The sequence below is a fragment of the Virgisporangium aliadipatigenens genome (genome assembly GCF_016863615.1).
GTDB classification, from domain to species: Bacteria; Actinomycetota; Actinomycetes; order Mycobacteriales; family Micromonosporaceae; genus Virgisporangium; species Virgisporangium aliadipatigenens.
Genome location: NZ_BOPF01000014.1, coordinates 168750 through 195293, shown reverse-complemented (window position 1 = coordinate 195293; position 26544 = coordinate 168750). Strand labels below are relative to the sequence as shown.

At 70.9% G+C, this 26544-nt stretch carries 24 protein-coding genes; 11 read left to right on the top strand and 13 right to left on the bottom strand.

Annotated features, from left to right (window positions below; all coding sequences use genetic code 11):
* Positions 1 to 151: 151 nt before the first annotated feature.
* The 5 genes from Val02_RS20955 (at position 152) to Val02_RS20935 (ending at position 5470) form a co-directional block, all read left to right on the top strand.
* Positions 152 to 2161 carry a HelD family protein gene (locus tag Val02_RS20955; protein WP_239153212.1) on the top strand — a complete coding sequence of 670 codons (2010 nt, stop codon included), beginning with the start codon at positions 152 to 154 and terminating at the stop codon, positions 2159 to 2161.
* Between the two features lie 110 nt (positions 2162 to 2271).
* Complete coding sequence (locus Val02_RS20950) at positions 2272 to 3021, top strand: VOC family protein (protein ID WP_203900818.1); 750 nt, start codon at positions 2272 to 2274, stop codon at positions 3019 to 3021.
* Positions 3022 to 3083: 62 nt separating this feature from the next.
* Entirely contained in the window at positions 3084 to 3440 is a 357-nt protein-coding gene (locus tag Val02_RS20945; RefSeq protein WP_203900817.1) for a hypothetical protein, read from the top strand.
* Entirely contained in the window at positions 3437 to 3811 is a 375-nt protein-coding gene (locus Val02_RS20940) for a hypothetical protein (protein WP_203900816.1), read from the top strand. Before Val02_RS20945 ends, Val02_RS20940 begins: the two co-directional genes overlap by 4 nt.
* A 30-nt stretch (positions 3812 to 3841) precedes the next feature.
* Complete coding sequence (locus tag Val02_RS20935; RefSeq protein ID WP_203900904.1) at positions 3842 to 5470, top strand: alpha-amylase family protein; 1629 nt, start codon at positions 3842 to 3844, stop codon at positions 5468 to 5470.
* 17 nt (positions 5471 to 5487) lie between these two features.
* Here Val02_RS20935 and Val02_RS20930 read toward each other — a convergent pair whose 3' ends face one another.
* The 3 genes from Val02_RS20930 to mqnE form a co-directional block, all read right to left on the bottom strand.
* Complete coding sequence (locus Val02_RS20930) at positions 5488 to 7371, bottom strand: M14 family metallopeptidase (RefSeq protein WP_203900815.1); 1884 nt, start codon at positions 7369 to 7371, stop codon at positions 5488 to 5490.
* A gap of 105 nt (positions 7372 to 7476) precedes the next feature.
* Positions 7477 to 7737, bottom strand: a complete 261-nt coding sequence (locus Val02_RS20925) for a DUF4229 domain-containing protein (protein WP_203900814.1) — start codon at positions 7735 to 7737, stop codon at positions 7477 to 7479.
* Positions 7734 to 8903 (bottom strand): aminofutalosine synthase MqnE, encoded by a 1170-nt coding sequence (gene mqnE / locus Val02_RS20920; protein ID WP_203900813.1) that lies wholly within the window; start codon positions 8901 to 8903, stop codon positions 7734 to 7736. Before mqnE ends, Val02_RS20925 begins: the two co-directional genes overlap by 4 nt.
* Positions 8904 to 9218: 315 nt before the next feature.
* Here mqnE and Val02_RS20915 point away from each other — a divergent pair, with 315 nt between their 5' ends.
* Complete coding sequence (locus Val02_RS20915; protein ID WP_203900812.1) at positions 9219 to 10544, top strand: C40 family peptidase; 1326 nt, start codon at positions 9219 to 9221, stop codon at positions 10542 to 10544.
* 1009 nt (positions 10545 to 11553) lie between these two features.
* Here the strand turns inward: Val02_RS20915 and Val02_RS20910 are convergent.
* From Val02_RS20910 to Val02_RS20895, 4 genes are all read right to left on the bottom strand, one after another.
* The gene (locus tag Val02_RS20910; RefSeq protein ID WP_203900811.1) at positions 11554 to 12078 is read right to left on the bottom strand and encodes a hypothetical protein; all 525 of its coding nucleotides are present in this window, start codon (positions 12076 to 12078) and stop codon (positions 11554 to 11556) included.
* 618 nt (positions 12079 to 12696) lie between these two features.
* On the bottom strand, positions 12697 to 13452 hold the full coding sequence (locus Val02_RS20905; protein ID WP_203900810.1) for a hypothetical protein: 756 nt from the start codon (positions 13450 to 13452) through the stop codon (positions 12697 to 12699).
* Between the two features lie 143 nt (positions 13453 to 13595).
* Positions 13596 to 14774 carry a MalY/PatB family protein gene (locus tag Val02_RS20900; RefSeq protein ID WP_203900809.1) on the bottom strand — a complete coding sequence of 393 codons (1179 nt, stop codon included), beginning with the start codon at positions 14772 to 14774 and terminating at the stop codon, positions 13596 to 13598.
* Positions 14771 to 15226 (bottom strand): Lrp/AsnC family transcriptional regulator, encoded by a 456-nt coding sequence (locus Val02_RS20895; RefSeq protein ID WP_203900808.1) that lies wholly within the window; start codon positions 15224 to 15226, stop codon positions 14771 to 14773. The genes Val02_RS20900 and Val02_RS20895 overlap by 4 nt, the downstream gene beginning before the upstream one ends.
* A gap of 144 nt (positions 15227 to 15370) precedes the next feature.
* Between Val02_RS20895 and Val02_RS20890 the strand changes: the two genes are divergently transcribed.
* On the top strand, positions 15371 to 15568 hold the full coding sequence (locus tag Val02_RS20890; protein WP_203900807.1) for a BldC family transcriptional regulator: 198 nt from the start codon (positions 15371 to 15373) through the stop codon (positions 15566 to 15568).
* Here the strand turns inward: Val02_RS20890 and Val02_RS20885 are convergent.
* The gene (locus tag Val02_RS20885; RefSeq protein WP_203900806.1) at positions 15565 to 16191 is read right to left on the bottom strand and encodes a UbiX family flavin prenyltransferase; all 627 of its coding nucleotides are present in this window, start codon (positions 16189 to 16191) and stop codon (positions 15565 to 15567) included. The two genes, Val02_RS20890 and Val02_RS20885, sit on opposite strands and share 4 nt — an antisense overlap.
* Before the next feature lie 90 nt (positions 16192 to 16281).
* Here Val02_RS20885 and Val02_RS20880 point away from each other — a divergent pair, with 90 nt between their 5' ends.
* Positions 16282 to 17169: a helix-turn-helix domain-containing protein gene (locus tag Val02_RS20880; protein WP_203900805.1), complete on the top strand. Its 888-nt coding sequence runs from the start codon at positions 16282 to 16284 to the stop codon at positions 17167 to 17169.
* A complete protein-coding gene (locus tag Val02_RS20875) occupies positions 17166 to 17381 on the top strand; it encodes a DUF397 domain-containing protein (RefSeq protein ID WP_203900804.1) in 216 nt (71 codons plus the stop codon). Before Val02_RS20880 ends, Val02_RS20875 begins: the two co-directional genes overlap by 4 nt.
* Positions 17382 to 17498: 117 nt before the next feature.
* On the opposite strand, the gene mqnP is transcribed toward Val02_RS20875, so the two are convergent.
* Positions 17499 to 18380, bottom strand: coding sequence for a menaquinone biosynthesis prenyltransferase MqnP (gene mqnP / locus Val02_RS20870; protein WP_203900803.1), 882 nt, complete (start codon positions 18378 to 18380; stop codon positions 17499 to 17501).
* A 103-nt stretch (positions 18381 to 18483) separates the two neighbouring features.
* The gene (locus tag Val02_RS20865; RefSeq protein ID WP_203900903.1) at positions 18484 to 19944 is read right to left on the bottom strand and encodes a menaquinone biosynthesis decarboxylase; all 1461 of its coding nucleotides are present in this window, start codon (positions 19942 to 19944) and stop codon (positions 18484 to 18486) included.
* Between the two features lie 188 nt (positions 19945 to 20132).
* Between Val02_RS20865 and Val02_RS20860 the strand changes: the two genes are divergently transcribed.
* Both Val02_RS20860 and Val02_RS20855 read left to right on the top strand, forming a co-directional pair.
* Positions 20133 to 21668: an LPXTG cell wall anchor domain-containing protein gene (locus Val02_RS20860; protein WP_203900802.1), complete on the top strand. Its 1536-nt coding sequence runs from the start codon at positions 20133 to 20135 to the stop codon at positions 21666 to 21668.
* 142 nt (positions 21669 to 21810) lie between these two features.
* Positions 21811 to 23265, top strand: a complete 1455-nt coding sequence (locus tag Val02_RS20855) for a hypothetical protein (protein ID WP_203900801.1) — start codon at positions 21811 to 21813, stop codon at positions 23263 to 23265.
* Here the strand turns inward: Val02_RS20855 and ccsB are convergent.
* The 3 genes from ccsB to Val02_RS20840 form a co-directional block, all read right to left on the bottom strand.
* Positions 23250 to 24188, bottom strand: a complete 939-nt coding sequence (ccsB, locus tag Val02_RS20850) for a c-type cytochrome biogenesis protein CcsB (protein ID WP_203900800.1) — start codon at positions 24186 to 24188, stop codon at positions 23250 to 23252. The two genes, Val02_RS20855 and ccsB, sit on opposite strands and share 16 nt — an antisense overlap.
* Complete coding sequence (resB, locus tag Val02_RS20845; protein WP_203900799.1) at positions 24181 to 25710, bottom strand: cytochrome c biogenesis protein ResB; 1530 nt, start codon at positions 25708 to 25710, stop codon at positions 24181 to 24183. Before resB ends, ccsB begins: the two co-directional genes overlap by 8 nt.
* Before the next feature lie 79 nt (positions 25711 to 25789).
* Positions 25790 to 26536, bottom strand: coding sequence for a cytochrome c biogenesis CcdA family protein (locus Val02_RS20840; protein WP_203900798.1), 747 nt, complete (start codon positions 26534 to 26536; stop codon positions 25790 to 25792).
* Between the last annotated feature and the right edge of the window lie 8 nt (positions 26537 to 26544).

Sequence of the window (26544 nt, the reverse complement as noted above, 5' to 3'; positions counted from 1 at the left end):
TCGGTGGACATCGCGTGAGCAGGGCGTACTCTGGATGGCCGCTTGACGGCCCTGGGTAGGTAGCACCGCAGCGGACGTCCCCGCGCCGGCGGCCGGCAATCCGCCCCCGGATACGCGAGCGAGCAGCACGAGACCCCGTGAGGAACTCAGCGTGCCCGCACCCGACCTCGACACCGACCTGCAACACGAACGCGACCACCTCACCGCCTCCCGCGCGGCACTGCACCGCATGCGCGAACGCGCCGAGCAGCTCTACTCCACCGGCGACAAGGTGGCCGGTGACGCCTACACCGCCGAGCAGCTGGGCCGGCACATGGCTCGCCGCGTGCGCGAACTCGCCGACGACCCGGAGACGCCGCTCTTCTTCGGGCGACTCGATCTCGACCAGGAGCGGGACGACCCGCGCAGCAGGTACCACATCGGGCGGCGGCACGTCACCGACCCGCTCGGCGAGCCGATGGTGCTGGACTGGCGGGCGCCGCTGTCGCGGGCGTTCTACCGGGCCAGCGCGAAGGATCCGCAGCACGTCACCGTCCGGCGGCGGTTCGGGTTCGTCAAGGGGAAGATCACCAGCTTCGAGGACGAGCACCTCGACCGCGGCGAGGAGTTGGGGACCGCCAGCCGGATCCTGACCGCCGAGATCGAACGCCCCCGCGTCGGCCCGATGCGCGACATCGTCGCCACCATCCAGCCCGAGCAGGACGAACTCGTCCGCGCCGAGCTGGCCGACACGATCTGCGTCCAGGGGGCGCCGGGGACCGGTAAGACGGCGGTGGGGCTGCACCGGGCGGCGTACCTGCTGTACCTGCATCGCGAGCGGCTCAAGCGCAACGGCGTGCTGATCGTCGGGCCGAACACGGCGTTCCTGCACTACATCGCGTCCGTCCTGCCGGCGCTGGGCGAGGTCGAGGTGCAGCAGTCCACTGTGGACGGTCTTCTTCCGGGCACGGAGGTCAGAAGCACGGACTCTCCCGAGGCCGCGGCCGTCAAGCACGACGTGCGCATGGCCGCGGTCCTGCACGACGCGCTCTGGGCCCACGTGCGACGGCCCACCGGCCCGCTGCAGGTCTCGGACGGCGCGTACCGGTGGCGGATCGACGAGGGCGTGCTGCGGCGGCTCGTCGACGAGGTCCGGCGGGAGGGGCCGGCCTACGGGGTGGGCCGCGAGCGGGTCCGGGCCAGGATCACCGCGCTGTTGCAGCGGCAGGCCGAGTACCGCAGCGGCGAGTCGCCGGGCGAGGCGTGGCTGCGGCGGATGGGGCGCAGCAAGCCGGTCGTGGCGGTGCTCGACGAGGTGTGGCCGGCGGTGACGGGACCGGAGCTGGTCGCCGCCGTACTGAGAGATCCGCCCGCCGAAACCCTGACGCCGGAAGAGCGGGACGCCATCCGCTGGGCCAAGCCGCCCAAGACGGTGAAGTCGGCGCGGTGGAGCGCCGCCGACCTCGTGCTGATCGACGAGGCGAACGGGCTGATCGACCGGCCGGCGAGCTACGGGCACGTGGTCGTCGACGAGGCGCAGGACCTGTCGCCGATGCAGTGCCGCGCGATCGCCCGGCGCAGCGAACACGGTTCGCTGACGGTGCTCGGCGATCTCGCTCAGGGGACCGCGCCGTGGGCGGCCACGTCGTGGGCGGAGAGCCTGGCGCACCTGGGCAAGCCGGACGGGCGCGTCGTGCCGCTGACCACCGGCTTCCGGGTCCCGGAGGCGGTACTGGTCCTGGCAAACCGCCTGTTGCCGGCGCTGGCGGTGGACGTTCCCCCGGCGGTGTCCCTGCGTAGTGACGGTGCGCTGCGGATCCGGCCGGTGCCCGACGCGGCCGACGCCCTGGTGGCGACGGTCCGTGCGGCGCTGGCGTCCGAGGGATCGGTCGGCGTGATCGCGCCCGAGGCGAGGGTCCCCGACCTCGCGGATCGGTTGGCCGCCGCGGACATCGCGTTCTCCGATCCCGACCAGGTGGATTCTCCGGAACGGGTAACGCTGCTGGCCGCCACGGTCGCCAAGGGCCTGGAGTACGACCACGTGATCGTGGTCGAACCCGCGGAGATCGTCGAGGCGGAGCCGCGCGGCCTGAACCGCCTCTACGTGGTCCTGACCAGGGCAGTCTCCAGGCTCGATGTCCTGCACGCGCGACCGCTGCCGGACGCGCTGCTCACGGAGTGAAACTTTCCTGACAAACGGGCCCGCGCCGGTGCGTACTAACGTGGAAAATCGGCCACTCGGGGGATAGTGGCATCCACGCAAAGTCCACCACGGGGAAGGACTCACTACATATGCGGATTCGTGGGTACGCACCGGGCACGCCCTGCTGGGCCGACGTGTCGAGTGTGGACCCGGGCAAGGCGTTGGATTTCTACGGATCGATGTTCGGGTGGACGGGTAGCGGGGCCGAGGGCTACACGATCTGCCAGCTCGGGGACCGTCCGGTGGCCGGGATCGGGCAGCTGGCCGACCCGTCCCGCAACGCCGGATGGCTGATGTACGTGGCGACCGAGGACGTCGACGCGACCGCGGCGGCGGTGCGTGACGCGGGCGGCACGGTACTGCTGCCGCCGACCGACATGGGCGAGGCCGGCCGGACCGCCCTGTTCGCCGACCCGACCGGTGCCGTCTTCGCCGGGTGGGAACGCGGGATCTTCAACGGCGCCCAGGTGTTCAACGAGCCGGGTGCGCTGTGCTGGTACGAGCTGAGCTGCCCGGACGTCGACGCGGCGCGCCGGTTCTACGCGTCGGTCTTCAACTGGCAGCCGAAACCCGATCTCACCATCGACGGGGCGTTCGAGTGGATCAAGGGTGAGGACTCCGTCGCCGGGCTCGTCCCGCGGCGGCACGCCAGCTGGAACGTCGTCGTGATGGTCGACGACTGCTCGGCGACCACGGAGGAGATCGTGGCCAGGGGTGGGCGCACGATCGGCAAGGCGTTGGACACGGCGGTGTGCCGCTACGCGCGGGTCTCCGACCCGGGTGGCGCCACATTCGTCGTGGCCGAACTGGCGAAGGCCGCGCGGGGGGCCTTGCTGTAAGCCCGCGGACCTCGGCGGTGCCCGGTGCGGGTACCGCCGGTCCGCGCTCCTAAACTGCGCAGGTGATCGACGCTCTCGGGTACGTCACCATCGCGGCGGCGCTGGTGCTCGCGGCCTGGGGCGGGATCGCCGCCAAGCGGGACCGGGCACCGGACCGGTGGCTGTTCGGGGCGACCGGCGTGGTCTTCGCGCTCGTGGCCGTCCAGGCGGTCATCGCGCTCGCGGGCATGATCGGCGGGCACGATCTCGACGCGCCGCTCTTCCTCGGGTACCTGGCGACGGAGTTCCTGCTGTTGCCGGCGGCGGTGGTGCTGGCGCGCATGGAGCCGACGCGCTACGGGTCGGCGATCCTCGCGGCGGGTGGGCTGGTCATCGCGCCGCTCGTGTTGCGGCTCCTGCAGATCTGGGCGCTGTCATGAGAAGAATCAACTCGGGTCCGGGGCGGCTGCTGCTGGCCGTGTACGGGACGTTCGCGGTGGCGGCCAGTTCCCGGGCGCTCTACCAGCTGGCGACGAAGTTCTCCGACGCGCCGGTCGCCTATGTGCTGAGCGCGTTCGCGGCGGTCGTGTACATCGTGGCGACCGTGGCGTTGGCCCTGGGAAAGCGGCAGCTCGCGCTCATCGCGTGCGGCATCGAGCTGGCCGGCGTGATCCTGGTCGGCATCTGGAGCCTCGTGCAGCCGGCCGAGTTCCCCGACGAGACGGTCTGGTCAATCTTCGGCAGGGGCTACGGCTTCATCCCGCTGATCCTGCCGATCCTCGGCCTGCTCTGGCTGAGACGGCGCGATTAGCGCACGCTCCTCGTGGGCAATCCGCAGGCCATGGAGCCCCGCTGGTACACCGAGGCCGTCATCTACTCCCTCGACGTCGAGACCTACGCGGACTCGAACGGCGACGGCTGCGGCGACATCCGCGGCCTCATCGGCAGACTCGACCACCTCGCCCGCCTCGGCGCGACCTGCCTGTGGCTGAACCCCATCCACCCCACACCCGGCCGCGACGACGGCTACGATGTCACCGACTTCTACGGGATCGACCCCCGCCTCGGCTCGCTCGGCGACTTCGCCGAACTGCTCTACCGCGCGAACAATCTCGGCATCAAGGTGATGCTCGACCTCGTCGTCAACCACACCTCCGACGAGCACCCCTGGTTCCGGAACGCGATCAGTTCCCCCGACTCGCGCTACCGCGACTGGTACGTGTGGTCCGACGAGGAGCCGTCCGACCGCTTCGAGGGCATGGTGTTCCCCGGCGAGCAGAGCGAGACGTGGACGTTCCACGAGCGGGCCGGCGCCTGGTACTACCACCGGTTCTACGACTTCCAGCCCGACCTCAACTTCAGCAATCCCGAGGTCCGCGACGAGATCAAGCGGATCGTGGCGTTCTGGCTGCAGCTCGGGGTCGCCGGGTTCCGGATCGACGCCGTGCCGTTCATCATCGAGCTGACCGAGCCGGGTAATTCCGACTCACCCAAGGACAAAGACTTTCTGAGTGAACTGCGTCAGCACTGCCAGTGGCGGCGCGGCGACAGTGTCCTGCTCGCCGAGGCGAACGTCGAACCCGACGAGCTGCGCACCTACTTCACCGATCTGGGCGGCTCGCACAGCAGGCTGCACATGCTCTTCGACTTCATGCTCAACAGCCGCCTCGCGCTGGCGCTGGCCCGCAAGGACCCCGAACCGGTCATCGACGCGCTGCGGGACACGCCGAAGCTGCCGGACGGGGCGCAGTGGGCGACGTTCCTGCGCAACCACGACGAGATCGACCTTTCGCGGCTCACCGCCGACCAGCGCGCCGACGTGTTCGCCGAGTTCGGGCCCGAGAAGCGGATGAAGCTGTACGACCGGGGCATCCGCCGCAGGCTCGCGCCGATGCTCGGAGGCGACCGGCGCCGCCTCGAACTGGCCTACTCGCTGCAGTTCTCCCTGCGCGGCACGCCGGTGCTGCGTTACGGCGACGAGATCGGCATGGGCGAGGATCTCTCCCAGCCCGGCCGCAACGCCATCCGCACGCCGATGCAGTGGTCCGGCGAGCGCAACGGCGGCTTCTCCACCGCGCTCAAACGCGATCTGGTCCGGCCCGTGGTCACCGGTGGCGACTTCGGCTACACGACGGTGAACGTGCACCGGCAGCGGCACGACCCGGGGTCGCTGCTCAGGTGGTTCGAACGGATGATCCGCACGCTGCGGGAGAGCCCGGAGGTCGGGTGCGGGACCTGTACCCACGCGGACGTCCCCGTGCCCCGGACGGTGCTGGCGCATCGCGCGGACGGCGTGACGGGAAGCATGCTCTTCCTGCACAACCTCGGCGAGGAGGCCTGCACGGTCGACCTGTCGTCGATCGCCGACCGGGGCGACGAACTCTTCGGCGACCAGCCGTACGACGACGGCCTGGACTTCGCGAAGCTGGCCCTCGGGCCCTACGGCTACCGGTGGATCCGGCTCACGTAGGGCCCGGGGACAACCTCTCAGGACTGGATAATGGTGACGTCGTCGACGCCGGCCTCGACGAGGCTGGCCGTCGACGCGTCCGCGGCCTGGATCAGGATCCGGACCGACTGGCCGCGATAGGCCGACAGGTCGATCGAACCGGCCGTCCACGCGCCGTTGCGGTTGCTCGCCGCGCCCGCCACGTTCAGCACCTGGGTGGTGCCGCTCGACGTGACGATGCTGATCCGGAAGAAGTCCGCCGACGACGAGTTGCTGCCGTGCGCCAGGTAGTACTGCAGGCGCAGGGTCAGCGTGCCGGTACCGGGCAGCGTGATCGCCGGCGACTGCACGCTCGTCGTGCCGCCGTCGACGTCGTACGTGCCGGCGCTGGAGCCGGCGAGCGGGCCGGTCGACAGGTCGAAGCTGCCGCTGTACGTGGTGCCGAGCTGCTTCGCGCCGCTGTCCGTGGTGTCGGCCGGGTTCGCCCGCTCCCACGCGCCGGTGGTGGCGGTGTCGTTGGCGTTCGGGTTGACCGTCCAGCCCGTCGCCGACTCGAACGTGTCCTGGTAGACCGTCGTACCCGGCGTCGTGCCGCAGTACTGGGCGTCCTTGCCGGTGATCCGGTAGGGGCAGTCCGCGTACTCGGCCAGCAGCAGCGAGGCGTCCTTGTTGCGGGACGTCTGCGCCGGGATGACCTCGTCCGGCGGGTAGAAGCCCTGGCTGCTGTTCTCACCCGGGTACATCTCGAACGTGTAGGACCAGATGCCCTGGTCGCCCCACATCCAGTCGACGATGTCGCCGTCGGTGATGTACAGGTCGCTGGCCTGCTCCGGCGTGTAGCCGTTGGTGGCGGCCATCTGCTGGCCCCACGTGCGGTACACCGCTTCCTGGTCGGCATTCAGGCCGGGGGCGGTGTTCGCGGTGGTGTAGCCGAACGGCCACAGCACCAGCTCGGAGTAGGTGTGGAAGTCGATGTTCGCCTTGATCTGCTGCACGCCGCCGACCCGCCGGCTCAGCACGAAGTCGCGCACCACCCGGCTCTCCGGTGCCGAGAACGCCGCCGTGCCCCGGTACGTCTCCGACGTCTGCGTGCCCGAGGAACCGCCGCAGCAGCCCCACTGGTACGACCAGTTGCGGTTGAGGTCGGTGCCGAAGGAGCCGCCGCTGTTGGGCTGCCGGTTCTTCCGCCACGAACGGTAGGAGCCGGTCGCGATGTCGTACTCGCCGCCGTCCGGGTTGACGTCCGGGATGATCCAGATCTCGCGGGAGTTGACGACGTTGGTGACCCGCGAATCGGTGCCGTACTGGTCGGTGTACATGTTCGCCAGGTACAGCGCCATCTCGACGGTCAGGTGCTCGCGCGCGTGCTGGTGCGCGTTGTACAGCACCTCGGGTTCGTCCTCGTCGGTGCCGACGTTGTCGGAGATCTTGAGCGCCACGATGTTGCGGCCCTCGTAGGTGGTGCCGATGGTGCGCACGTTCGCGATGTTCGAGTGCTGCGCCGCGATCTGGTTGATCTCGGCCGTCATCTCGGCGTAGTTGTGGTAGGCCGAGTCGGCCGGCGGGAAGTCCTGGACCGTCGCGTCACCCTCGGTGGCGTGCGCGGCACCCGCGTCCGGAAGGGCCACGACCTCGAATCCGAGCTTCTGGATCGCGGCGACCTCGGACTGCGTCGCGGTGATGTACACCCGGCCGTGTTCGATGGAGTCGATCGCCGCGCCGGTCTGCGCCACCTGGTTGACCTGGTCCCATTTGTTGGGGCCCTTCACCTGGTACTGGGCGGACACCTGTGGGGTCGGGTCGGTCTTGGGCTCCGCCGCGACCGGCATCGCGCCCAGCACCAGTGCGAGGGCCGATGTCGTCACGAGCAGGAACGCTCTCTTGCGCACCCGGGGTTTCCGGGCCTCGACGCGCGGATCCATGACGCCTCCTATGGTCAGCGGAGGTGGAGAGGGATCCGGTCAATCCACCACGCCGCCCGCCGCCAATCAATAGACGTCGATAACTGCGCGGGGCGGTGGAAGGGTCTACCGTTCGTCTTCCTCCCCCGCCAGTGCGGCCTGGAGGCGGGCCTTGCGTTCCTGGCGCCGTTCCATCGCCGCCGCCAGGTGGTTCGCCACCTCGTCCCGCATTCCCTTGAACAGGAAATATGAGGCTACTGCGGAGATCAGCAGCGCGATCAGCAAACGGAGGAACACGTCCAGCGGCAGCGGCACCACCAGCAGCACCGCCGCCACCAGGACGAACAGCCCCAGCCGCGCCAGCGTGTACTTGACGACCGGGTTCACGCCCACACCTGCTGCGGCTCGGCGCGGCGCTCGGCCAGCGGCACCGGCGGGTCGTACTCGCGGACGACGTCGTAGCGGGTGTTGCGCTCGACCGGCTGGAACCCGGCGTCGCGGATCAGGTGCAGCAGGTCCTCGCGGTGCATCGTGTTGGGCGTGCCGTAGCTGTCGGCGTCGTGCGTGATCTTGTACTCGACGACGGAACCGTCCAGGTCGTCGACCCCGAAGTTCAGCGACAGTTGGGCCAGCGACAACCCGTGCATGACCCAGAAGCACTTGACGTGCGGCACGTTGTCGAACATCAGACGCGACACCGCGAACGTCTTCAACGACTCGGCGGGCGCCGCCATCGTGGTGCGCGCCTGCAGCTTGTTGCGGATCTTGCCGTCGGCCGAGTCCACGAAGTCGTGCTGGTAGCGCAGCGGAATGAAGACGACGAACCCGCCGGTCTCGTCCTGGAGTTCGCGGAGGCGCATCACATGATCGACCCGGTGCCGGGGCTCCTCGATGTGCCCGTACAGCATCGTCGCCGGGGTGCGCAGCCCCTTCGCGTGGGCGATCCGGTGGATGCGCGACCAGTCCTCCCAGTGGGTGGCGTGGTCGACGATGTGCTGCCGGACCTCCCAGTCGAAGATCTCGGCGCCGCCGCCGGTGAGCGACTCCAGGCCGGCGTCGATCAGCTCGTCCAGGATCTCGTCGGCGGGCAGGCCGGAGATCTTCTCGAACCACTGGATCTCGGTCGCGGTGAACGCCTTGAGGTTGACGTTCGGCAGGGCGGACTTCAGCTCGCGCAGGACCCGCGGGTAGTACTTCCACGGCAGCGTCGGATGCAGGCCGTTGACGATGTGCAACTCGGTGAGCTGCTCGCCCTCCATCTCCTTCGCCTTGGCGACCGCCTCGTGCACGCGCATCGTGTACGCGTCCTTCTCACCCGGCTTGCGCTGGAACGAGCAGTACGCGCAGCTCGCCGAGCAGACGTTGGTGAGGTTGAGGTGCCGGTTGACGTTGAACATCACCCGGTCGCCGTTCTTCGCGGTGCGCACGTGATGCGCCAGGCGCCCGAGCCAGGCCAGATCGTCGCTGGCGTACAGGGCCTCGCCGTCCTCCCGGCTGAGCCGCTCGCCGGCGTAGACCTTGGCTTCGAGTTCCCGCTTGAGTCCCACATCCACGCTACGAGCCTAATGCCTGTTAAGAACCTGGCAATTGGGCCAAACCATTCGATGCCTATCGACACCTCACCCGACCGTGAGGTAACAAGGGTGGGGGTACGCGACGGTGCGGCGGGCGGTGAGATGAGCGACACAAACGGTCGGACGGGAAACCCGCCGAACGATACGAGGACGGGTAGGGGCAAGATGCTGCGGCGACGCGCTCTGGCGGTGTCAGCGACGGCATGCACCCTGCTCTGTCTGGTGATCGGTCGGCCGGCACTGGCGGAGCCGGGAGGCTCAGGGGTGCCGGACGCGGGAAGCCGACCCCCGGCAGTGAGCGTTCCCACACCCGGCAGCGAATCCGGCGGCAACGGCACCGGCAACGGGGACGGCGTCACCGTCCCGACCGGCGCGTCGATGCCGCTCAGCCCGCTCGCGCAGCAGGTGCAGAAGGAGACGGCCGAGGTCCAACGGCTGGCCGGCCAGCTCGCGTCGTTCAACCAGAAGGTCGACGACGCCGCGGCGGACGTCGACGCCAAGCAGGCGGAGTGGGACCGCGCCAGCGCCTACCTGGGCGAGCTGGAAGAGGACTCCAACAGCGCGGCCACCGACGCCTACAAGCGCGCCCAGGAGTTGGGGCCGCTCGGCGAGTACGCGGACGACTATCACCAGTACTCGCGAGTCCACCCGGGCCTCGGCGAGCAGCCCGGCGGCAGCTCGGCAGCGCGTGAGTACTCCCGCGCCCAGTCCGAGGAGCAGCGCACCCGGCAGGCGCTCGAAGCCGCCCGGCAGGCGCACGCGAGCGCCGTCACCCAACGCGACACGGTCAAGTCGCAGTACGACCAGCGGGCCGCGCAGCTCCAGCAGCTCCGCGACCAGAACGCCGCCGCCCTCGCCGCGGCCGAGGCGGAGGCCGACGCCTACGAGCGCGGCATCGGCGCCCAGTACCAACTCGGCGAGGCCTCCGGCGGAAACTACGCCCACCCGGACGTCGCCAAGGTCATCTCGTTCGCGATGAGCAAGCTCGGCAAGCCGTACATCTTCGGCGACGAGGGGCCCAACTCGTACGACTGTTCCGGCCTCACGTGGGACTCCTACCGGCAGGTCGGCGTCAAGCTCCCCCGGATCGCCAACACGCAGTACGCCGCCGGCACCAAGGTGTCGCGAGAGGCGCTGCTCCCCGGCGACCTGCTGTTCTTCGGCCCGCCCGGGCCGTGGCAGGGCATCGGACACGTCGCGATCTTCATCGGCGGCGACAAGATGATCGAGGCGCCCACCACCGGCCAGGTGGTCAAGATCTCGCAGGTGCGGTGGCGGACGTTCTACGGGGCGACGCGGCCGCTGCCGGCGCGCGCGACGCCGCCGCCCACGTCCAACCCGCCGGTCGGTGGCACGCCGACCAACCCCTCCAACCCGACTCCCACGCCGACACCGACACCGACACCGACCCAGCCGTCGCCGACGCCCTCCACGTCGCCGAAGCCGGATCCGACGGCGTCGAGCCCGAGTCCCATCCCGGACCCGTCGGTGTCCCAGTCCCCGTCGCCATCGCCCTCACCGGCGCCGCCGGCCACCAGCAAATCGCAGTCGCCGGCGGCCAGTGCCGGGGCCTCCGCGAGCCGGTCGGTCGGGGCGTCCACCTCGCAGTCCGCCGGGTAATGGATCCGGCCCGTAGCCCACGAGACAGGAGCTAGGGCAGCGTTTAGACTCGCGCATCCGCATCGGTTCGGCGGGCACCGATGTGGCACCGTGTGCCCGAGCAGCACCGTTGAGGGCGCAACGCGTGGCCGAACGGCGTACGCGAGGGCAGACGGCGTCACCTCGGGGTGGCACGATCTGGCCAAGGGCACGGCTGCGGACCAAGGGCATTGCAAGGAGGCGTCATGGAAGGGCGGGAGGCGGTCCGCTGCCTAGCCTGCGGTGATCCACTGCCGGACGGCGCGCGCACCTGCCCGACCTGCGGCACGGCGGCGGGCGTTCAGCCCACGACGCCGGAGCGGGACCAGGCGTGGACCAGCGGGCCACTCGGCACCGATCACCTGCCGGAGCGGGCGGCCGAGTCGGACGACCTGCCGCCGATTCCGGCGCCGCCGCCCGTCGGCGCGTCACTCGACGCCATCCGGGCCGAGCCCACGCCGGCCGCGGGTAGCGAGGACGAGCCGTTCGAGCCGCCGTCCGCGACGTTCGACGCGGCGGCCATGTGGCCGGGTGGAGCCGGCGCCGCGCCGGAGCCGCCGGCCTCGCGGCCGGTCGGATCGGCGGGCTCTTTCGGCTCCGCCGAGGAGGAACCGCCGGCGCCGTGGTTGGCGGCCGAGCGGCCCGGCCTCCGGGAGCCGGACGCGGCCGGGTCCGGAGACCGCGATTCCTCGGCTGCCGAGCTGCCCTCTCGCCTTTCCTCGCGCGACGGCGACCTGCCGTCAGTTGCGAGCGCCAGCGACCTGCCCTCGCGGACCAGCGGCGGTGACCTGCCCTCGCGGTCGAGCGGTGGCGACCTGCCGTCGGGGTCGAGCAGTGGCGACCTGCCCTCGCGTGCGGGCGCTGGTGACCTGCCCTCGCGGCTCGACGGTGATCGGTCGCCCGAGGTGAGCGGGTCGGAGCTGCTTCCCGGCGGATCCGGGTTCACGCCGTCGTCCGTTCCCTCCGGCACCGGTGGCGCGCTGCCCCGGCGTCAGCCGGCCTCTCCGGAGGGTGCGTCCCCGTGGGCGGCGTTCGCCCAGTGGAACCAGTCCGGCACCGAGTCGGCCGCCCCCGAGGCCGCGCCGTCGTCCGGGCCGACCCCGATCCCGCCCGTCCGGTCCCACCGTTCGGCGGGGGAACAGGCCGAGCCCGAGGCGCCCGTGGTCGAACGCGCGTCCGCCTCGGCATCCGTCGCGCCGCCGGCCGAGCCCGAGCCCGAAGCGGCGCCGGCCCCGCTGGAAGACGCGCCGCCGCGCCGGCACGTCGCCCGGGCCAGCGCGAGCGTGCCGCAGAACATCCGGCTCACCGACGCCGAACGCGCCGCCGCCGCATCGACGGTGCCGCCGGTCGGATCCCGGATGTACCGCGCCGGTGAGTCGACCCCGCCGGTGCCCGAGCCGTCCGATCCGGTGCAGCCGCCGCGGCCGTCGGATCCGCCGGGGCCCTCGCCGTTCCCGAGTCCGGTGCCGCCCGCTCCGGCGCCCGGGCCAGGACCATTCCCTGGGCCGGGACCCACGCCGCCCTCGCCACCCATGCCTCCGGTGCCGACCTCGGGCGCCGGGTCAGCGTCCGTCCCGGGATCGGCCTACGGCTCCGGATCAGCCTCCGTCCCAGGGTCCGCGGCCTCCGCAGGATCGCCGTTCAGCTCCGGATCGGCCGCCGTGCCGGCCTCCGGCGCCGGATCAGCCTCCGTCCCAGGGTCCGCGGCCTCCGCAGGGTCGCCGTTCAGCTCGGGGTCAGCTTCCGTCCCGGGGTCGGCTGCCGCGGGATCGGCGTCGGTGCCCGGGTCGTTCGGGTCGGCCTCCGTGCCGGGCCGCGCGTCGGTCGGTGGGCCTTCCGGAGCGAGTGGGGCATCGGGTACCGGGTCCGCGCCGGACTTCGGAACGGCGCCGGGCGCCGGCTCGGCAGCGCCCGTCAGCGGGGCGGCGGCACCGGCATTCGGCGCGGCGGCGTACCAGGTCGGACCCTCCGCCCCGGATCCCGTCTCCGGTGGCGCCCAGCCCTGGCAGCAGGGTCCGCCGTCGAGCGGCAGCGCCCGCGTGCCGTCCGGTTCGTCGTCGCTGCCGCAGCGCGGTGCCGGCGGGTCGGATGTTCCGGCGTGGCCGGCCGCTAACGAGCCGGCGCCGGCTCCCGTCTACACGACCCCGTCGAGCGGTGTGCAGCAGTACGGCTCGCCGGGCGCGGGGACACCGCGGGCGGGTGCGCCCAGCGGCGCTCCGCCGAGCAGCAGCACGCCGAGCAGCGGCGGCCCTGCCCCGCTGTGGAGCACGCCGGCGTCGGACAGCGGCGCGTCCAGTGCCGCCCCCTGGTCACCGCCGCCGAGCGCGCCGCCCGCCGGCAATGCCGCACCGTGGTCGCCACCGCCGAGCGCGCCGCCCGCCGGCGGGGCCGCCCCCTGGTCCCCGCCGCCGAACCCGCCGTCCACGGAGAGCGCCGCACCGGGCGCACCGTGGTCCCCGCCGCCGAGCGCACCGCCCGCCGGCAGTCCGCAGCAGCCGCTGTGGGGCGGTAACCAGCAGGCCTCCGCAGCCTCGCAGGCACCCGTCTCCGGCCCCGGCACGGCTCTCCCGGCGTGGCCGGCCTCGGTCATCCAGAACACCCCGGGCACCCCACCACCCCCGCCGACCAGCGCGCCTCCGGCGAGTTCGCACGCGTCGCGGCCGACGACCGGCGCGCCGCAGTCCGACCCGGCGCAGCCGGTGCTGTGGCCGGGTGCGGCACCCGCGGCGGCGCCTACGTCGTTCGGGGGTGCACCGGCGGCCTCGCGTCCGGCCGAGGCCTCCCGTCCCGGCGGAACGGTGTACGGGCGCGGCGCCGCCGCACAGTCGTCGCCGCCGGCGTTCCAGCGGCCGAGTGCGGTGGAGGGAACGGGCTCGCTGACCGGCCACATCCTGTCGCAGGGCAATCAGGACACGACGACGCCGCGTTCGCGCACGACCAAGGTCGTTGTGATCATGGCGCTGGTGCTGGTGTTCCTGATCGGCTTCGGAGTGCTCGTCGCCACCGTGGCGAACGACTTCATCAACGAACTGTTCAGCGGTTTCCAACCGACGGAATGAACCCCGAGCGGGTCGCGGCGGCCATCCGTTCCACGGCCTGGGTGAGGATGTCGGGCGACGTGGCGAGGTTGAGCCGCACGTGCCCCACGCCCGGTGCGCCGAAGGCCGGCCCGGGATACAGCGCCACGCGCCCGCGTTCGAGGAACACGTCGGCCGGCTCGGCGGACAGGCCCAACGCCCGGCAGTCCAGCCAGGCGAAGTAGGTGCCGTCCGGCGGCACGTAGCCGACGGCGGGCAGGTGCGCGGCCAGCAGTTCGCCGCAGAGCTTGCGGTTGGCGTCGAGGCCGGCGATGAGGGCGTCGAGCCAGGCGCCGCCGCTGCGGTAGGCCGTCTCGGACGCGATGATGCCGAGCAGCCCGGCCGTGTAGCGGGCGTTCTCCGGAATGCGCCGAACGTCCGCGACGGCGTCGGGGCCGGGAACGATGAGGGCGGCCTTCAGGCCGGCGAGGTTCCACGCCTTGGACGCGGCATGGAACGCGATGCCGCGACCGGCCCCCGGCACCGACAGGTACGGCACGAACTCGACCCCCGGGTAGGTCAGCGGGGCGTGGATCTCGTCGGCGATGACCCGCACGCCGTGCGCGTCGGCGAGCGCGGCCACGGCGGTGAGCTCCTCGCGGCTCAGCACGAGGCCGGTCGGGTTGTGCGGGTTGACCAGCAGGTACGCGGTCACCTCCGGTGCGGCGAAGTCGCGGGCGAGGAGGTCGAGGTCGAGCCGGTAGCCGTCGGGGGTGCGCGCGAGCGGGCTCTCCTTGATCCGGCGGCCGATGTCGGCGAGGTCGGCGAAGAACGGCGGGTACGCGGGCGTGTTCAGCAGGACGGCGTCGCCGGGCGCGGTGATCGCCTCGAGCGTCCGCACGACCGCCTGGGCGACGTCGCCGATGAAGGTCATCTCGGCTGGGTCGGGCCACCATCCGAAGCGGGCCGACGCGAATCCGGCGAGGGCCTCCGCGAGCTGTCCGGGCGCCGCGTACCCGGTGTCGCCGAGGTCGACGGCCGCGTGCAGTCGCTCGGCGATCGGCGGCGCGAGGAGGGTGTCCATCTCCGCCACCCATAGCGGGAGAACGTCGTCAGGATACTTCCGCCACTTCATGCTGCGACGGCTGCGGAGCGCGGCGGGATCGACCTGGGTCAGTGGGTTCACACCCGTCATACTCCCTCACCGAGGGCCTGGTGGCGCCCCTCCCACTTGGTCGACAGAGCGATGGCGGTGCGCGTACGGGCGATGCCGGGAGTGCGGTTGAGCTGGACGATGACCCGTTCGAGCTCGGCGATCGTGGCGACCCGCACGTTGAGCAGGAACGCCTCCTCGCCGGCCATGAAGTAGCACGACTCGACCTCGGGGAAGTCGTGCAGGGCCTTCTGGATCTCGTCGGTGTCGCCGGTGCTGTCCTGCACGATGCCGATGATCGCGGTGACGCCGAGACCGATCGCCTCGGGTTGCACGGTCGCCGAGTAGCCCTGGATCACGCCCGAGGATTCGAGCTTGCCGACCCGTTCGTGAACGGCGGGCGCGGAGAGGCCGACCTGGCGCGCGAGTTCCGCGTACGACAGCCGGCCGTTGCCCCGCAAAAGATCAAGCAGCCGGCGGTCAATGGCGTCCACGCCCCGTACCATAACGCAGGTGCAGACCGGCACAACATGTGCGTTTTCCATGTTTGTCGGACACTGCACCTTGCCGGTGCTCTAATGATCCCAAGCCTCGATGATCACGCCTTTTGGGGCGCATGATCGCAGCTAGGAGGGGTTGTGGACACGGGAGATCGTCTTCTCACACCGGGCGAGGTGGCAGCACTGTTCCGGGTGGATCCGAAGACGGTGACGCGCTGGGCGGCGGCCGGCCGCATCAGCAGCATCCGCACCCCTGGCGGACACCGGCGGTTTCGGGAATCGGAAGTTCGCGCGCTGCTCGAGGGCGAGTTGGACGACGACCACGCCGAGGGCTAGGGCCGGCTGGCCAGTTCGCCTCTCCACCGCGTGAACAGCGTGTGCGGCACCCCGGCCGCGTCGAGCACCTTGCCGGCCACGAAGTCGACGAGCTGCTGCGCGGTCGCTCCCGCCCCGCCGGCGTAGAAGCCGGGGCTGGCCGGGAGCACCACCGCTCCCGCGTCGTGCAGGGCGATGAGGTGCTCCAGATGGCTGCGGGTCACCGGGGTCTCCCGCGGCACCACCACCACCGGGCGGCGTTCCTTGAGGTTGACCTCGGCCGCCCGCTGGAGCAGGTCCTTGGAGAGCCCGATCGCGATGCCCGCGCAGGCGGCCGTGCTGGCCGGGACGACGAGCATCCCGCGCACCGGGTACGACCCCGAGGACGGGCCGGCCGCGAGATCGCCCGCGGCCCAGTACCGCACGTCGGCGTCGGGCAGCTCCAGGCACAGCCATCGCTCCAGGTCGGAACGCCAGTGCGCGTCCCGGAAGGGGTGACCGGTCTCGTCGAGAACGGTCAGCCGGGCGGCGCGTGAGACGACGAGGTCGACGGCGTGTCCGGCGTCGAACAGGCCGCGCAGCACAGCCGACGCGTACGGGGTGCCCGAGGCACCACTGACTCCCACCACCCACGGCCTGCGCACAGATCCATTCTTCCCGACGGTCGGGGAAGGTTCTTCACGATCACTGCACTACTGTCCCGCGTGGAACCGTTCCACCTGGAGGTATCGCCTGTGCCCAGCCCGTACGTACGGAGGCTCCGGCTCGGAAACGAGCTGCGGGACCTGCGGAAAGCCGCCGGACTCACCGCGGACCAGTTGGCGCGCCGGATCGGTGAGTCCCGACTGAAGATATCGCGCCTGGAGACCGGGGCCCGCAAGCCCGATGTCGCGGACGTCATGAAGGTCCTGGAGACGTTAGGCATCGACGAGGGCACCGACCGTTGGCGCGAACTGGTGCGCGTGGCCCGCGACGCGGCGGCCCGCGGCTGGTGGGAGACGCAGTCCTTCTCCGACATGGGCGGTCAGGCCCGCTGGGCGGACGTGGAGAGCGGCGCCACCTCGATGCGCATCTACGAGTCGCACCTCATCCCCGGCCTGGTGCAGACCGAGAGCTACGTCCGTGCGCGCAACGACATCGTCGCCGGCGAGGGCGCGGTGTTCAACCACGCCGTGACGGTGGCCGGGCGGCTGCGGAGGCAGGAGGAGTTCACGCAGAAGCCGGACCGCACCATGGCGGTGATCCTGGAGGAGCAGGCCATCCGCCGGCTCGTGGTGCCGCGCGAGGTGATGGCCGAGCAGCTGCAGCACCTGATCGGGCTGGTCGAGCACGACCAGATCACTCTCGGCATCGTCCCCGTCGAGGTCGAACTCCTCGACGTGCGCGCGCCGCGGGCGCCGTTCACGATCTGCACCTACGACGACCCGCACGACCCGGTTGTCGTCCTCTTGGACCAGGTTGCCGCCAGTCAGGTCCTTATCGAACCGGACGAAGTGGGTCCCTACCTGCGACTTTTCGACCGACTTACCGCCGTTGCCCTGTCCTCGGAGGACACCCTGACCTACCTTGTCAGGGCGCTTAAAGCGATCAACTCTGGCACCAGGAGCAGGACAAGGCGATGACCGATCGGTTTACCGGCTGGCGAAAGTCGAGCCGCAGCGGCGGAAACGACGGCGGCGACTGCGTCGAAGTGGCGGTGGCCGGCGACAAAACCGTCGGCGTGCGCGACAGCAAGGCCGGGAACGCCGGCGATGTGCTCGAATTCACTCCCCCCACCTGGCGACGCTTCATCGGCGCCGTCAGGCGGGGCGAGTTCGATGTCCCGCTGAGCTGAGCTGCGCGTACTCCGCTTCGGAAATACCCCGTACCCATAGTCGTACGGTGCCAACAATGATTAGGCCCGGGCCGGAACAGTTCCAGTACGATACGCGCCGGAAATACTCCGCGTCACTTAGCCGAGAAGCACAAGATCGGCGACAGCGAATACGAACAGCGCGATTCCGACAAAGCCGTTCGCGGTGAAGAACGCCCGGTTCACCCTCGAAAGATCATCGGGCCGAACAATGGCGTGTTCGTACCCGAATGCGATCGCTGTCACCGCGAGTCCGATCCACCACAGCCAACCGAGCCCAACAAGCGCCCCGAACCAGACAAAGAGGCCGAACGTCACCACGTGGGCCACGGTCGAGGCGGTCAGCGCGAACGGGATGCCGTACCGCGACGGCACCGACCGGACCCCGATCTGCCGGTCGACCTCGGCGTCCTGGCACGCGTAGATCAGGTCGAACCCGCCGATCCACAGCCCGACGGCCGTGGCGAGCACCCAGGCCGGCCCCGACCCGACGAACGTGCCCGTGACGGCCAGCCACGCGCCGACCGGACCCACCATCTGAGCCACGCCGAGGATCGCGTGCGGCCAGTCCGTGAAGCGCTTGCCGTACGGGTAGACCACCAGCGGCACGACGGCCAGCGGGCAGAGCGCCAGGCACAGCGGGTTCAGGGCGGCGGCCGCGCCGGCGAAGACGACGAGCGCCACGGCGGCGCCGATCCAGGCGGTGCGCACGCTCACGGCGCCGGTGACCAGTTCGCGGCCGGCGGTGCGGGGGTTGCGGGCGTCGATGTGCCGGTCGATGATCCGGTTGGCCGCCATCGCGAACGTCCGCGCGCCCACCATCGCCACGGTGATCAGCACCAGGTCGCCCCAGCGCACCGGGCCGTCCCCCATCGCCACGAGCGCCGACAGGTAGGCGAAGGGCAGCGCGAACACCGAGTGCTCGATCGCCACCAGCTTCAGGAAGGACTTGACCCGGTTCGGCTGCTCCACCGTGGTCACAGTGCTCCCCGCTCAGTCGCCGGCGCCGCCTTCAGGCGTCGCCCTCCTCCCGCTCCGCTTCGCTGCGCTCCTTCCGGACGACGCCGCGTCGCCGTCGACACGCTCACAGCCCGTATTCCTTCCAGCGCTTGGTGACCCTGGCGACGACCTCCGGGCTCATCGTGGCCTCGTCCGGCCAGCCGCGGGTGTAACCCTCCGTGGGCAGCTTCCGGGTCGCGTCCACCCCCGCCTTGCCGCCCCAGAACTGCTGGTAGGAGGCGTGATCCAGGTGGTCGACCGGCCCGCTGGTGAGCAGCAGGTCGTGCGCGTAGTCGACGTTGCCGAACGCCCGCCACGCGACCTCGTTGTAGTCGTGCACGTCGCAGTCGTCGTCGACCACCACGATCAACTTGCTGAGCGAGAGCAGGTGGGCGCCCCAGACGGAGTTCATGACCTTTTGGGCGTGCTTGGGGTAGCGCTTGTTGATCGAGACGATCAGGCAGTTGTGGAACCCTCCGGCGGCCGGCAGGTGGTAGTCCACGATGTCCGGCACCAGCATCTTGAGCAGCGGCAGGAAGATGCGTTCGGTGGCGTGGCCGATGGGCCCGTCCTCCTGCGGCGGCTTCGACGTGATGATCGAGTGGTAGACCGCGTTCTTCTGCATCGTCATGGCCTCCACGTGCAGCACCGGGAACGGCTCCACCGGCGTGTAGAAGCCGGTGTGATCGCCGAACGGCCCCTCGGGAAGGCGTTCCCCCGGCTCCACATAGCCCTCGAGAACGACCTGGGCGTGCGCGGGGACCTGGAGCGGGACGGTCAGGCAGTCCACCATCTCGACCCGCTCGCCGCGCAGGAAGCCGGCGAACAGGTACTCGTCGATGTCGCCGGGCAGGGGTGCGGTCGCCGCGTAACTGACCACCGGGTCGCAGCCGAACGCGATCGCGACCGGCAGCCGCTCGCCCCGGCGCTCCGCGACCGCGTGGTGGGCCGTGGAGTCCTTGTGGATCTGCCAGTGCATGCCGATCGTGTTGTGACTGTGCTGCTGCAGGCGGTACAGCCCGAGGTTGCGCTTTCCGGTCTCCGGGTGCTTGGTGTGGGTGAGCCCGAAGTTGTGGAAGATCCCGCCGTCGTCCGGCCAGGTCTGCAGGCCCGGCAGGCGGTTGAGATCCACCTCGGCGCCCTTGAACACGACCTCCTGGCAGGGCGCGCCCTTCACGTGCTTCGGCGGCACCGACTTGAGCTGGAGCAGCTTGCCGAGCCCCTCCCGGATCCCGGACCAGCCCACGGGCAGTTCGGGGCGGACCATCGCGCCGATCCGTCGGCCGATCTCGTCGATGTCCTCCACGCCGAGCGCCATCGCCATGCGGCGGTGGGTGCCGAAGAGGTTGATCGCCACTGGGAGATCTCCGCGGGTGGGCTGCTGGAACAGCAGTGCCGGGCCGCCGGCGCGGACCGTGCGGGTGACGATCTCGCTCATCTCCAGGTGCGGATCGACGGGCACCCGCACCCGGTGCAGCTCGCCCGCCTTGTCGAGGGCGTTCAGGAAGTCCTTGAGATCGGTGTACGGGAAGCCTCGTGCCATCAGCCCAGTGTTCCAGCGCCGGGGAACGATCCGCGCGGGGCACCGGCCTCAACCGTTCGGTCAGATGTCCCCGGTGCGGTCCCTGCGCGGGGACGTCGAAGCGCCTAATCCAGCAGCGGACTGTCGTACCTCACCGCTACCTTCCCGGGGCGCGGATCCACCGCTGCAAGATCCTTGCCGAGAAGGACTCGATGAAGAAGCTTCGAAAGTTGGCGGCCGCCGCGGGGGCGGTCCTGGCCGCCGCCGGCCTGTTCGTGGGCGTGGGGACCCCGGCCCAGGCAGCGCCGGGTGACCATCCGTACGTCTTCGTGGGATTCCTCAACAACGCGATGACCATCCCGGCCGGTACGGGCGGCCGCACGGTGCACGGGTCGGTGTACGTCGGCGACGCGATCGCGCCCCGGGTGCACTTCGACTGGAGCGGCGTCGCCGGGATCGTGTCGATCCGCTTCCCCGCCACGTGCACGACGACGGGCACCCGCACGGCGTGCGCCTTCCCCGACGTGCTCGGGGCCGATGCCGAGACGTTCGACCTCCCGCTCGTGGTGACGGCCAAGGCCGGCGCGGGCGCGAAAGGCCAGATCAAGACCGCCGTGGAGGCGAAGAACCTCGGCGAGCGCTTCTCGCCCCCGATCACGGTCAACGTCGCGGACGGCGTGGACCTCGTCATGCACGAGTTCGGGCCGGAGCGACACCAGCTCACGCCGGCCGACACCATGCCGGTGACCGCGGTGATCGACAACGTCGGCAACCGCACCGCCGACGGCGTCCGGGTCAGCTACACCACCCGTCCCGGCACGGTGCCGCCGCGCTACGACAACTGCACCTACCAGACGTACCAGGCGATCTGCGATCTCGACGTCGCGCTGGAGCCCGGTTACACGCTCACGGTCGAACCGTTCGTGATCGGCTTCGCGCCGGACGCCTGGGGCGACAAGGGTGTCTGGACCTACGCCGACGCGCTCGCCGAGAGCGACGCCGCGGCGCTGCGGGCCAGGGGCACCGGCGGCAAGCGGCTGACCGGCGCGGCCACCCGTTCGGCATCGGTCCGCGCCGCGCGGGAGCTCAACACCGACGACAACGGCTCCGAGTGGCAGGCCGAGGTCGCCAACCAGATCGACATCGCGGCCGTGGGCGCCACGGCCTCGGGTACGGCCGGCAGCACGGTCACCGTCACGGTCGGCGCGCGCAACGTCGGCAAGGGCACGCGCGACATCAGCCGCAGCGGCGGCGAACCCGCCTGGCGTTACTGGTTCGAGCCGCCGACCGGCACCGAGGTGGTCACCGTGTCGCAGAAGTGCGTCGGCATCTTCAAGCAGCCGGACGGCTCCTACGAGGGCGTCACGGGCAAGCCGGGTGCGCCGCTGTACCAGTGCGAGGGCGAGCCCAACGTGTTCCCGGTCGGCACCACGTTCTCGGTGCCGTTCGGGCTGAAGATCAATGAGGTGATCCCGGACGCCAAGGGACGGGTGACCTTCGACGATCCGCTCTACGACCACGACGAGCCGGTCGACGACAACTCCGCCAACGACACCGCGCAGGTGGTGATCAACCCGACCAGGAACGGTGGCGGGGGCGGCGGTGGTGGCGGCGGCGGTTCGCTGCCGATCACCGGCACCAACGCGGCGATCGCCGGCGGCGCGGGTGCCGTGCTGGTCGCGGTGGGCGTCGGACTGTTCGTGGCGTTCCGACGGCGGCGGATCGTGCTCGTGACGCCGGAGCACTAGGCAGCGCGAGGGGCCCGGGAGTATCGACTTCCGGGCCCTGTCCCCACGGGGCGGGCTGCGGCCGAAGGGACATTCACGATAATCTTCGTAGCCGACACATGACTACTGGGGAGGAATCATGCGTCGTCGACGGTTGGTGTCCGTGGCCACGGTTCTCACCGCTCTGGCGGTGGCCGTCGGGGTGGGCGGGGGTACCGCGCTCGCCGCACCGGACCCGGCCGGTGGTGCGGTACGGCTCGCGGCCGCGCCGGAGATCCTCCTCGCCGTCAACGGCTTCCCGCGCACGGTGCGCTTCCAGTTCACGGTCGGCGACGCCAAGAACGCGAAGGCGACGTTCGAGCTGGCGAAGGCCGCCGACGTCGCCACGTTCGGCTTCCCCGCCGCGTGCGTCACGACCGGCACCGCCGTGACCTGCGCGCTCGGCAGCCCGGCCCAGGTCGACGTCGTCGTGCGGCCCAAGGCCGGTGTCGCCGCCGGCGCCAAGGGCAGCATCGCCGTCACCACCACGGCCGACGGCGTCCAGCCGCACACCCAGGAGATCCCGGTGAGCGTGCACGCCGGTGTCGACCTGACGCTGCAGGAGTTCCCGGCGGCCAAGGAGTACACGCCGGACCAGAAGTTCACGATCGCGCCGGTGGTCGCCAACTACGGCGGCGTCACGGCCAAGCGCATCCAGGTCGTCTACTCCTACGCGCTCGGCGTCGTCCCGAGCAACTACGCGAGCTGCCAGAACGACGCCGACGCCCGCCGCTTCACCTGCACCTACGACCAGAGCATCCCGGCGCACAACACGTGGGGGCTGCCGGCGCTGGAGTTCGGGTTCAGCGAGGACGCGTTCGGGTCGAAGCCGGTGAGCGTGACCGTGGTGGCCCTGGAAGCGGTCGCCGCCGCGGAGCCGGTCGTGTCGGCGCAGGGCACCGACATCAATGTGGATGACAACACGGCCATCTTCGGGACGACCGTCAAGAACACCTACGACATCGCCGCCAACGGGGCCAACGCCTCGGGCGCGAAGGACGCCTCGGTCGAGGTCACCATCGGCGTGAAGAACAACGGGAAGGCCACGCTGGACGGCTCGGCGACCGGTGCGTCGCCGTTCGCGTACACGTTCGCGGTGCCGCCGGGCACGCAGGTGACGGGTGTGCCGGCCGGCTGCTCGTCGTACGTGGAGAAGTCGGGCGGCGGCGTCGACATCAAGCCCGGTGCGGCCGGTGGGACGTTCTACGGATGCGTCACCGACTCCGTGTGGTTCAAGGCGGGGAGCACGGACTCGAAGAAGTTCACGCTGAAGATCACCGAGGTGAAGGCGGACGCGACGGGGACGGTGTCGTTCCACAACCCGTTCGCCGAGATCAAGGACCCGCCCGCGGACAAGGACACGGCCAACGACACCGCCAAGGTCGTCATCAACCCCTCCTCGACCAGCGGCAACAACGGGGGGACGACCACCTCCAACGGGTCGCTCCCGATCACCGGCACCAGCACCAACGTCCCGATGCTGGTGTGGACCGGCGGAATGATGCTGATGGCCGGCTTCATGCTGGTGCTCCTCGGGCGCAAGCCCGAGAAGACCGAGGAGGTTCAGACGCCGGCGTAGGAGTGCAGGCCGCTGAAGACGAGGTTCACGCCGTAGGTGTTGAACACGACGGCGGCCCACCCGGCGATCGCCAGCCAGCTCGCGGTGCGGCGCTTGATGCTCGGCGTCGCCCGCGCGTGCAGGTAGCCGGCGTAGATCACCCAGGTGATGAACGACCAGACCTCCTTGGGGTCCCACCCCCAGTAGCGGCCCCACGCCGCCTCGGCCCAGATCGCGCCGCACATGATGCCCACGGTCAGGATCGGGAACGCGAACGCGTGCACCCGGAACGTCAGCCGTTCGATCGTGGCGGCGGCCGGCGCCTTGGCCGCGAGGGCGAACGGAAAACCGGTGCGCCCGTTCTCGTAGCCGTCCCGCAGCAGGTACAGCACGGCGGAGACGAACCCGACCAGCAGCACCCCGCCGGCCGTGGCGACCGCGCTCACGTGGATGGCGAGCCAGTACGAGTTCAGCGCGGGCACCAGCGGGCCGGCGTCGGTGTGCAGCATGCCGCTGGTGCCGAGCAGCACGATGACGACGGTCGTGACGAGCAGCCCGAGCGCGCGCACGGCCGGGCGCGCGAAGAGCACGACCAGCCAGGCGACCGAGCCGACCAGGGTCAGCGCCAGCAGGAACTCGTACATGTTGCCCCACGGCACGCGGCCGGCGGCGACGGCGCGGGTGATCAGGGTCGCGGCGTGCGCGAGGGTGGCGGCGACGCTGAGCCCGAGGACGGCGTAGCCGATGTACCGGTCCCTCGGGGACACGGGTGCCGGCTCGTCGTCCACCACCACCGCCAGACCGTCGGGGCCCACCAACTCCCGGTTGGCCACCCGGGACACCCGGGTCGCCGAACCGAACGCGTACTCGGCCGCGTAGGCGACCAGCGCCGCCAGGTACGTCATGATCGTCACGACCAGCAGTTGGTCGGACACCTCAGCCATCTCGGCTCCCCGCCTTCTCCCGCGTGCGTTCCCCGAGCGCGGCCCGGGCACTCTCCACGATCTGCTCGAACTCCGCCGCGAAGCCCTCGTACTCGCTGCGCGGCAGGCCGCCCGCGACGACCCCGTCCGGCGTGACCCGGAAGAAGACCCGGCGCCGACGCCCGGTCAGCGAACCGAGCAGGCCGATCACCAGCAGGATGCCACCCACGAGGACGACCTTCTCGCCCGGGTCGTGACGCACCGACACGGCGATCCACGGCTGCGTGCCCAGGAACTCGATCTTCGTGCCGTCGGCGAGCGTGTGCGACTCACCCGGCTTCAGCGCGAACTGGTCCCCGCTGGCCTGCAGCATCTTCCCCTCGACCTGGTCGAAGTTCAGCGCGTACACCGACTGCGGGCGGAAGCTGTCGAGGCCGAGGTCGCCGATGTAGGCGCGCAGCATCAGCCGTGGATCCCGCTCGGCGGGGAACAGCGACGCGCCGTGCGCCACGTTCTCCGGCACGGTGGGCAGGTACAGCCCGTCGAAGGCGACCTGTGCGGGGCGGCCGTCCGGCTCGGTCAGCCCGATGTTCGCGTCGGGGAACGCGGCCAGCCCGTAGCTGGTGAGCGCGTTGTCCTGGGGCAGGAACGGCACGGTGATCGTCTGGGTCCGGCCGGCCCGGTCGGTGTAGCGCAGCGTGGGCGCGTAGCCCGTTCCGAGCAGGTACACGTTGGCGTCGGCGAGGCGCAGCGGGTGGTTGACCTCCACCGTGCGCGTGCCGCGCTCGCCGTCGGCGGCGTAGCTCATGCGGGCCCGGTAGAGGCTGGGCTGCCCGCTGTCGAGGTACTCCGCGCGGAACGAGTCGAGCGTGACGCAGAAGCGGGCAAGGTCGGCGGCGTCGACGCGGGTGCCGAGGTCGTACTCGTCGTACTGCTGGGTGCTGCTGCAGAAGCCGTTCGTGTCTCCGGTGACAACAATGCGGTTGCCGTGCCAGCCGTAGAGGCCCCCGGCGGCCATCCCGCCCAGCAGCGCGAGCAGCGCGAAGTGGAAGACCAGGTTGCCGGTCTCCTTGAGGTAGCCCTTCTCCGCGCTGATCGTGCGCCCGCGCCGCGCCACGCGGAAGCGCCGGCCCTTGAGCAGCGCCGCGAGCGCGTCGGCGGCCGCCTCCGGATCGCCGTCGTGGTCGAGGTCGTCGGCGTGCGCGGGCAGGCGGTCCAGCCGTTTAGGAGCTTCCGGGGGAACGCGGATGAGCGCGACCGCGTGCGCCTTGAGCCGGGGCACGACGCATCCGACCAGCGACACGAACAGCAGCAGGTACACCGCCGAGAACCAGACCGACGAGTACACGTCGAACGCCTGGAGCCGGTCGAGCCACGGCCCCGTGTCGGGATTGTCGCGCAGGTACCTGTCGACGGCTTCCGGGCCGATGGAGCGCTGCGGGAAGACGCTTCCCGGGATGGCGAACAGGGCGAGCAGGAACAGCAGCACCAGTGCGGTGCGCATGCTGGTGAGCTGACGCCAGGAGTTGCGCAGCAGGCTCATGTCACCGGCTCGCTTCGCTCCCCGGCGCCCTGAGTCCTGAGCGCGCAGTGCTCCATGATTCGCTTCCGCAAGCGTCCGCTCATAGCAGGATGTCGAATCCGATGATGGACGCGCGGAGCCAGTCCACGAAGACCGTCCAGATTCCGGTGACGAGGGCGAGCCCGGTCAGCACCAGCAGCGCGCCGCCGATGCGGGTGACCCACTGCCCGTTGCGACGCACGGCGCGCGAGATGCCGAGGACCCGCTGGAAGCCCAGTCCGAAGATCAGGAAGGGCAGGCCGAGCCCGAGGCAGTAGGCGACGGCGAGAACGACCGCGCGCGGCGTGGACCCGGTCGCCGCCAGCCCGAGCACGGCACCCAGGGTCGGCCCGACACACGGGATCCAGGACAGCGCGAAGACCGCCCCGAACACCGGCGCTCCGAACAGTCCCGCGGCCGGCAGCCGGTGGATGCGCCACTCGTTCTGCAGCGCCGGCACCAGACCGGCGAAGGCCAGTCCGAAGACGATGATCAGCACACCGATGACGATCTCCAGCACGCGCTGGTGGTCCAGGAAGATCGGCCCCACCGTCGCGGCCAGCACCGACCCGAGGATGAACACCACCGAGAAGCCGGCCACGAAGAGCCCGACCCCCGCCACGATCCGACCGCGCCGGCGCCCGGCCTCCAGGTCGGCTCCGGCGAGCCCGGTCACGTACGACAGGTAACCCGGCACCAGCGGCAGGATGCACGGCGAGAGGAAGCTGACCAGCCCGGCGAGGGCGGCCACGGCGACGGCGGCGACCAGGGGCCCGGACTCGGCGACGCCCGCGAACGATTCACCCATGCAGCAGT

What these genes read in the sequence shown, in the direction of transcription:
- Val02_RS20930 (WP_203900815.1), bottom strand. Translation starts at nt 7,371, where the DNA reads ATGGATCCGCGCGTCGAGGCCCGGAAACCCCGGGTGCGCAAGAGAGCG.
- Val02_RS20860 (WP_203900802.1), top strand. Translation starts at nt 20,133, where the DNA reads ATGAAGAAGCTTCGAAAGTTGGCGGCCGCCGCGGGGGCGGTCCTGGCC.
- resB (WP_203900799.1), bottom strand. Translation starts at nt 25,710, where the DNA reads ATGAGCCTGCTGCGCAACTCCTGGCGTCAGCTCACCAGCATGCGCACC.
- Val02_RS20900 (WP_203900809.1), bottom strand. Translation starts at nt 14,774, where the DNA reads ATGACGGGTGTGAACCCACTGACCCAGGTCGATCCCGCCGCGCTCCGC.
- Val02_RS20940 (WP_203900816.1), top strand. Translation starts at nt 3,437, where the DNA reads ATGAGAAGAATCAACTCGGGTCCGGGGCGGCTGCTGCTGGCCGTGTAC.
- Val02_RS20840 (WP_203900798.1), bottom strand. Translation starts at nt 26,536, where the DNA reads ATGGGTGAATCGTTCGCGGGCGTCGCCGAGTCCGGGCCCCTGGTCGCC.
- Val02_RS20875 (WP_203900804.1), top strand. Translation starts at nt 17,166, where the DNA reads ATGACCGATCGGTTTACCGGCTGGCGAAAGTCGAGCCGCAGCGGCGGA.
- Val02_RS20950 (WP_203900818.1), top strand. Translation starts at nt 2,272, where the DNA reads ATGCGGATTCGTGGGTACGCACCGGGCACGCCCTGCTGGGCCGACGTG.
- Val02_RS20905 (WP_203900810.1), bottom strand. Translation starts at nt 13,452, where the DNA reads ATGTGGCCGGTCAGCGAGCCCGTTCCCTCCACCGCACTCGGCCGCTGG.
- ccsB (WP_203900800.1), bottom strand. Translation starts at nt 24,188, where the DNA reads ATGGCTGAGGTGTCCGACCAACTGCTGGTCGTGACGATCATGACGTAC.
- Val02_RS20935 (WP_203900904.1), top strand. Translation starts at nt 3,842, where the DNA reads ATGGAGCCCCGCTGGTACACCGAGGCCGTCATCTACTCCCTCGACGTC.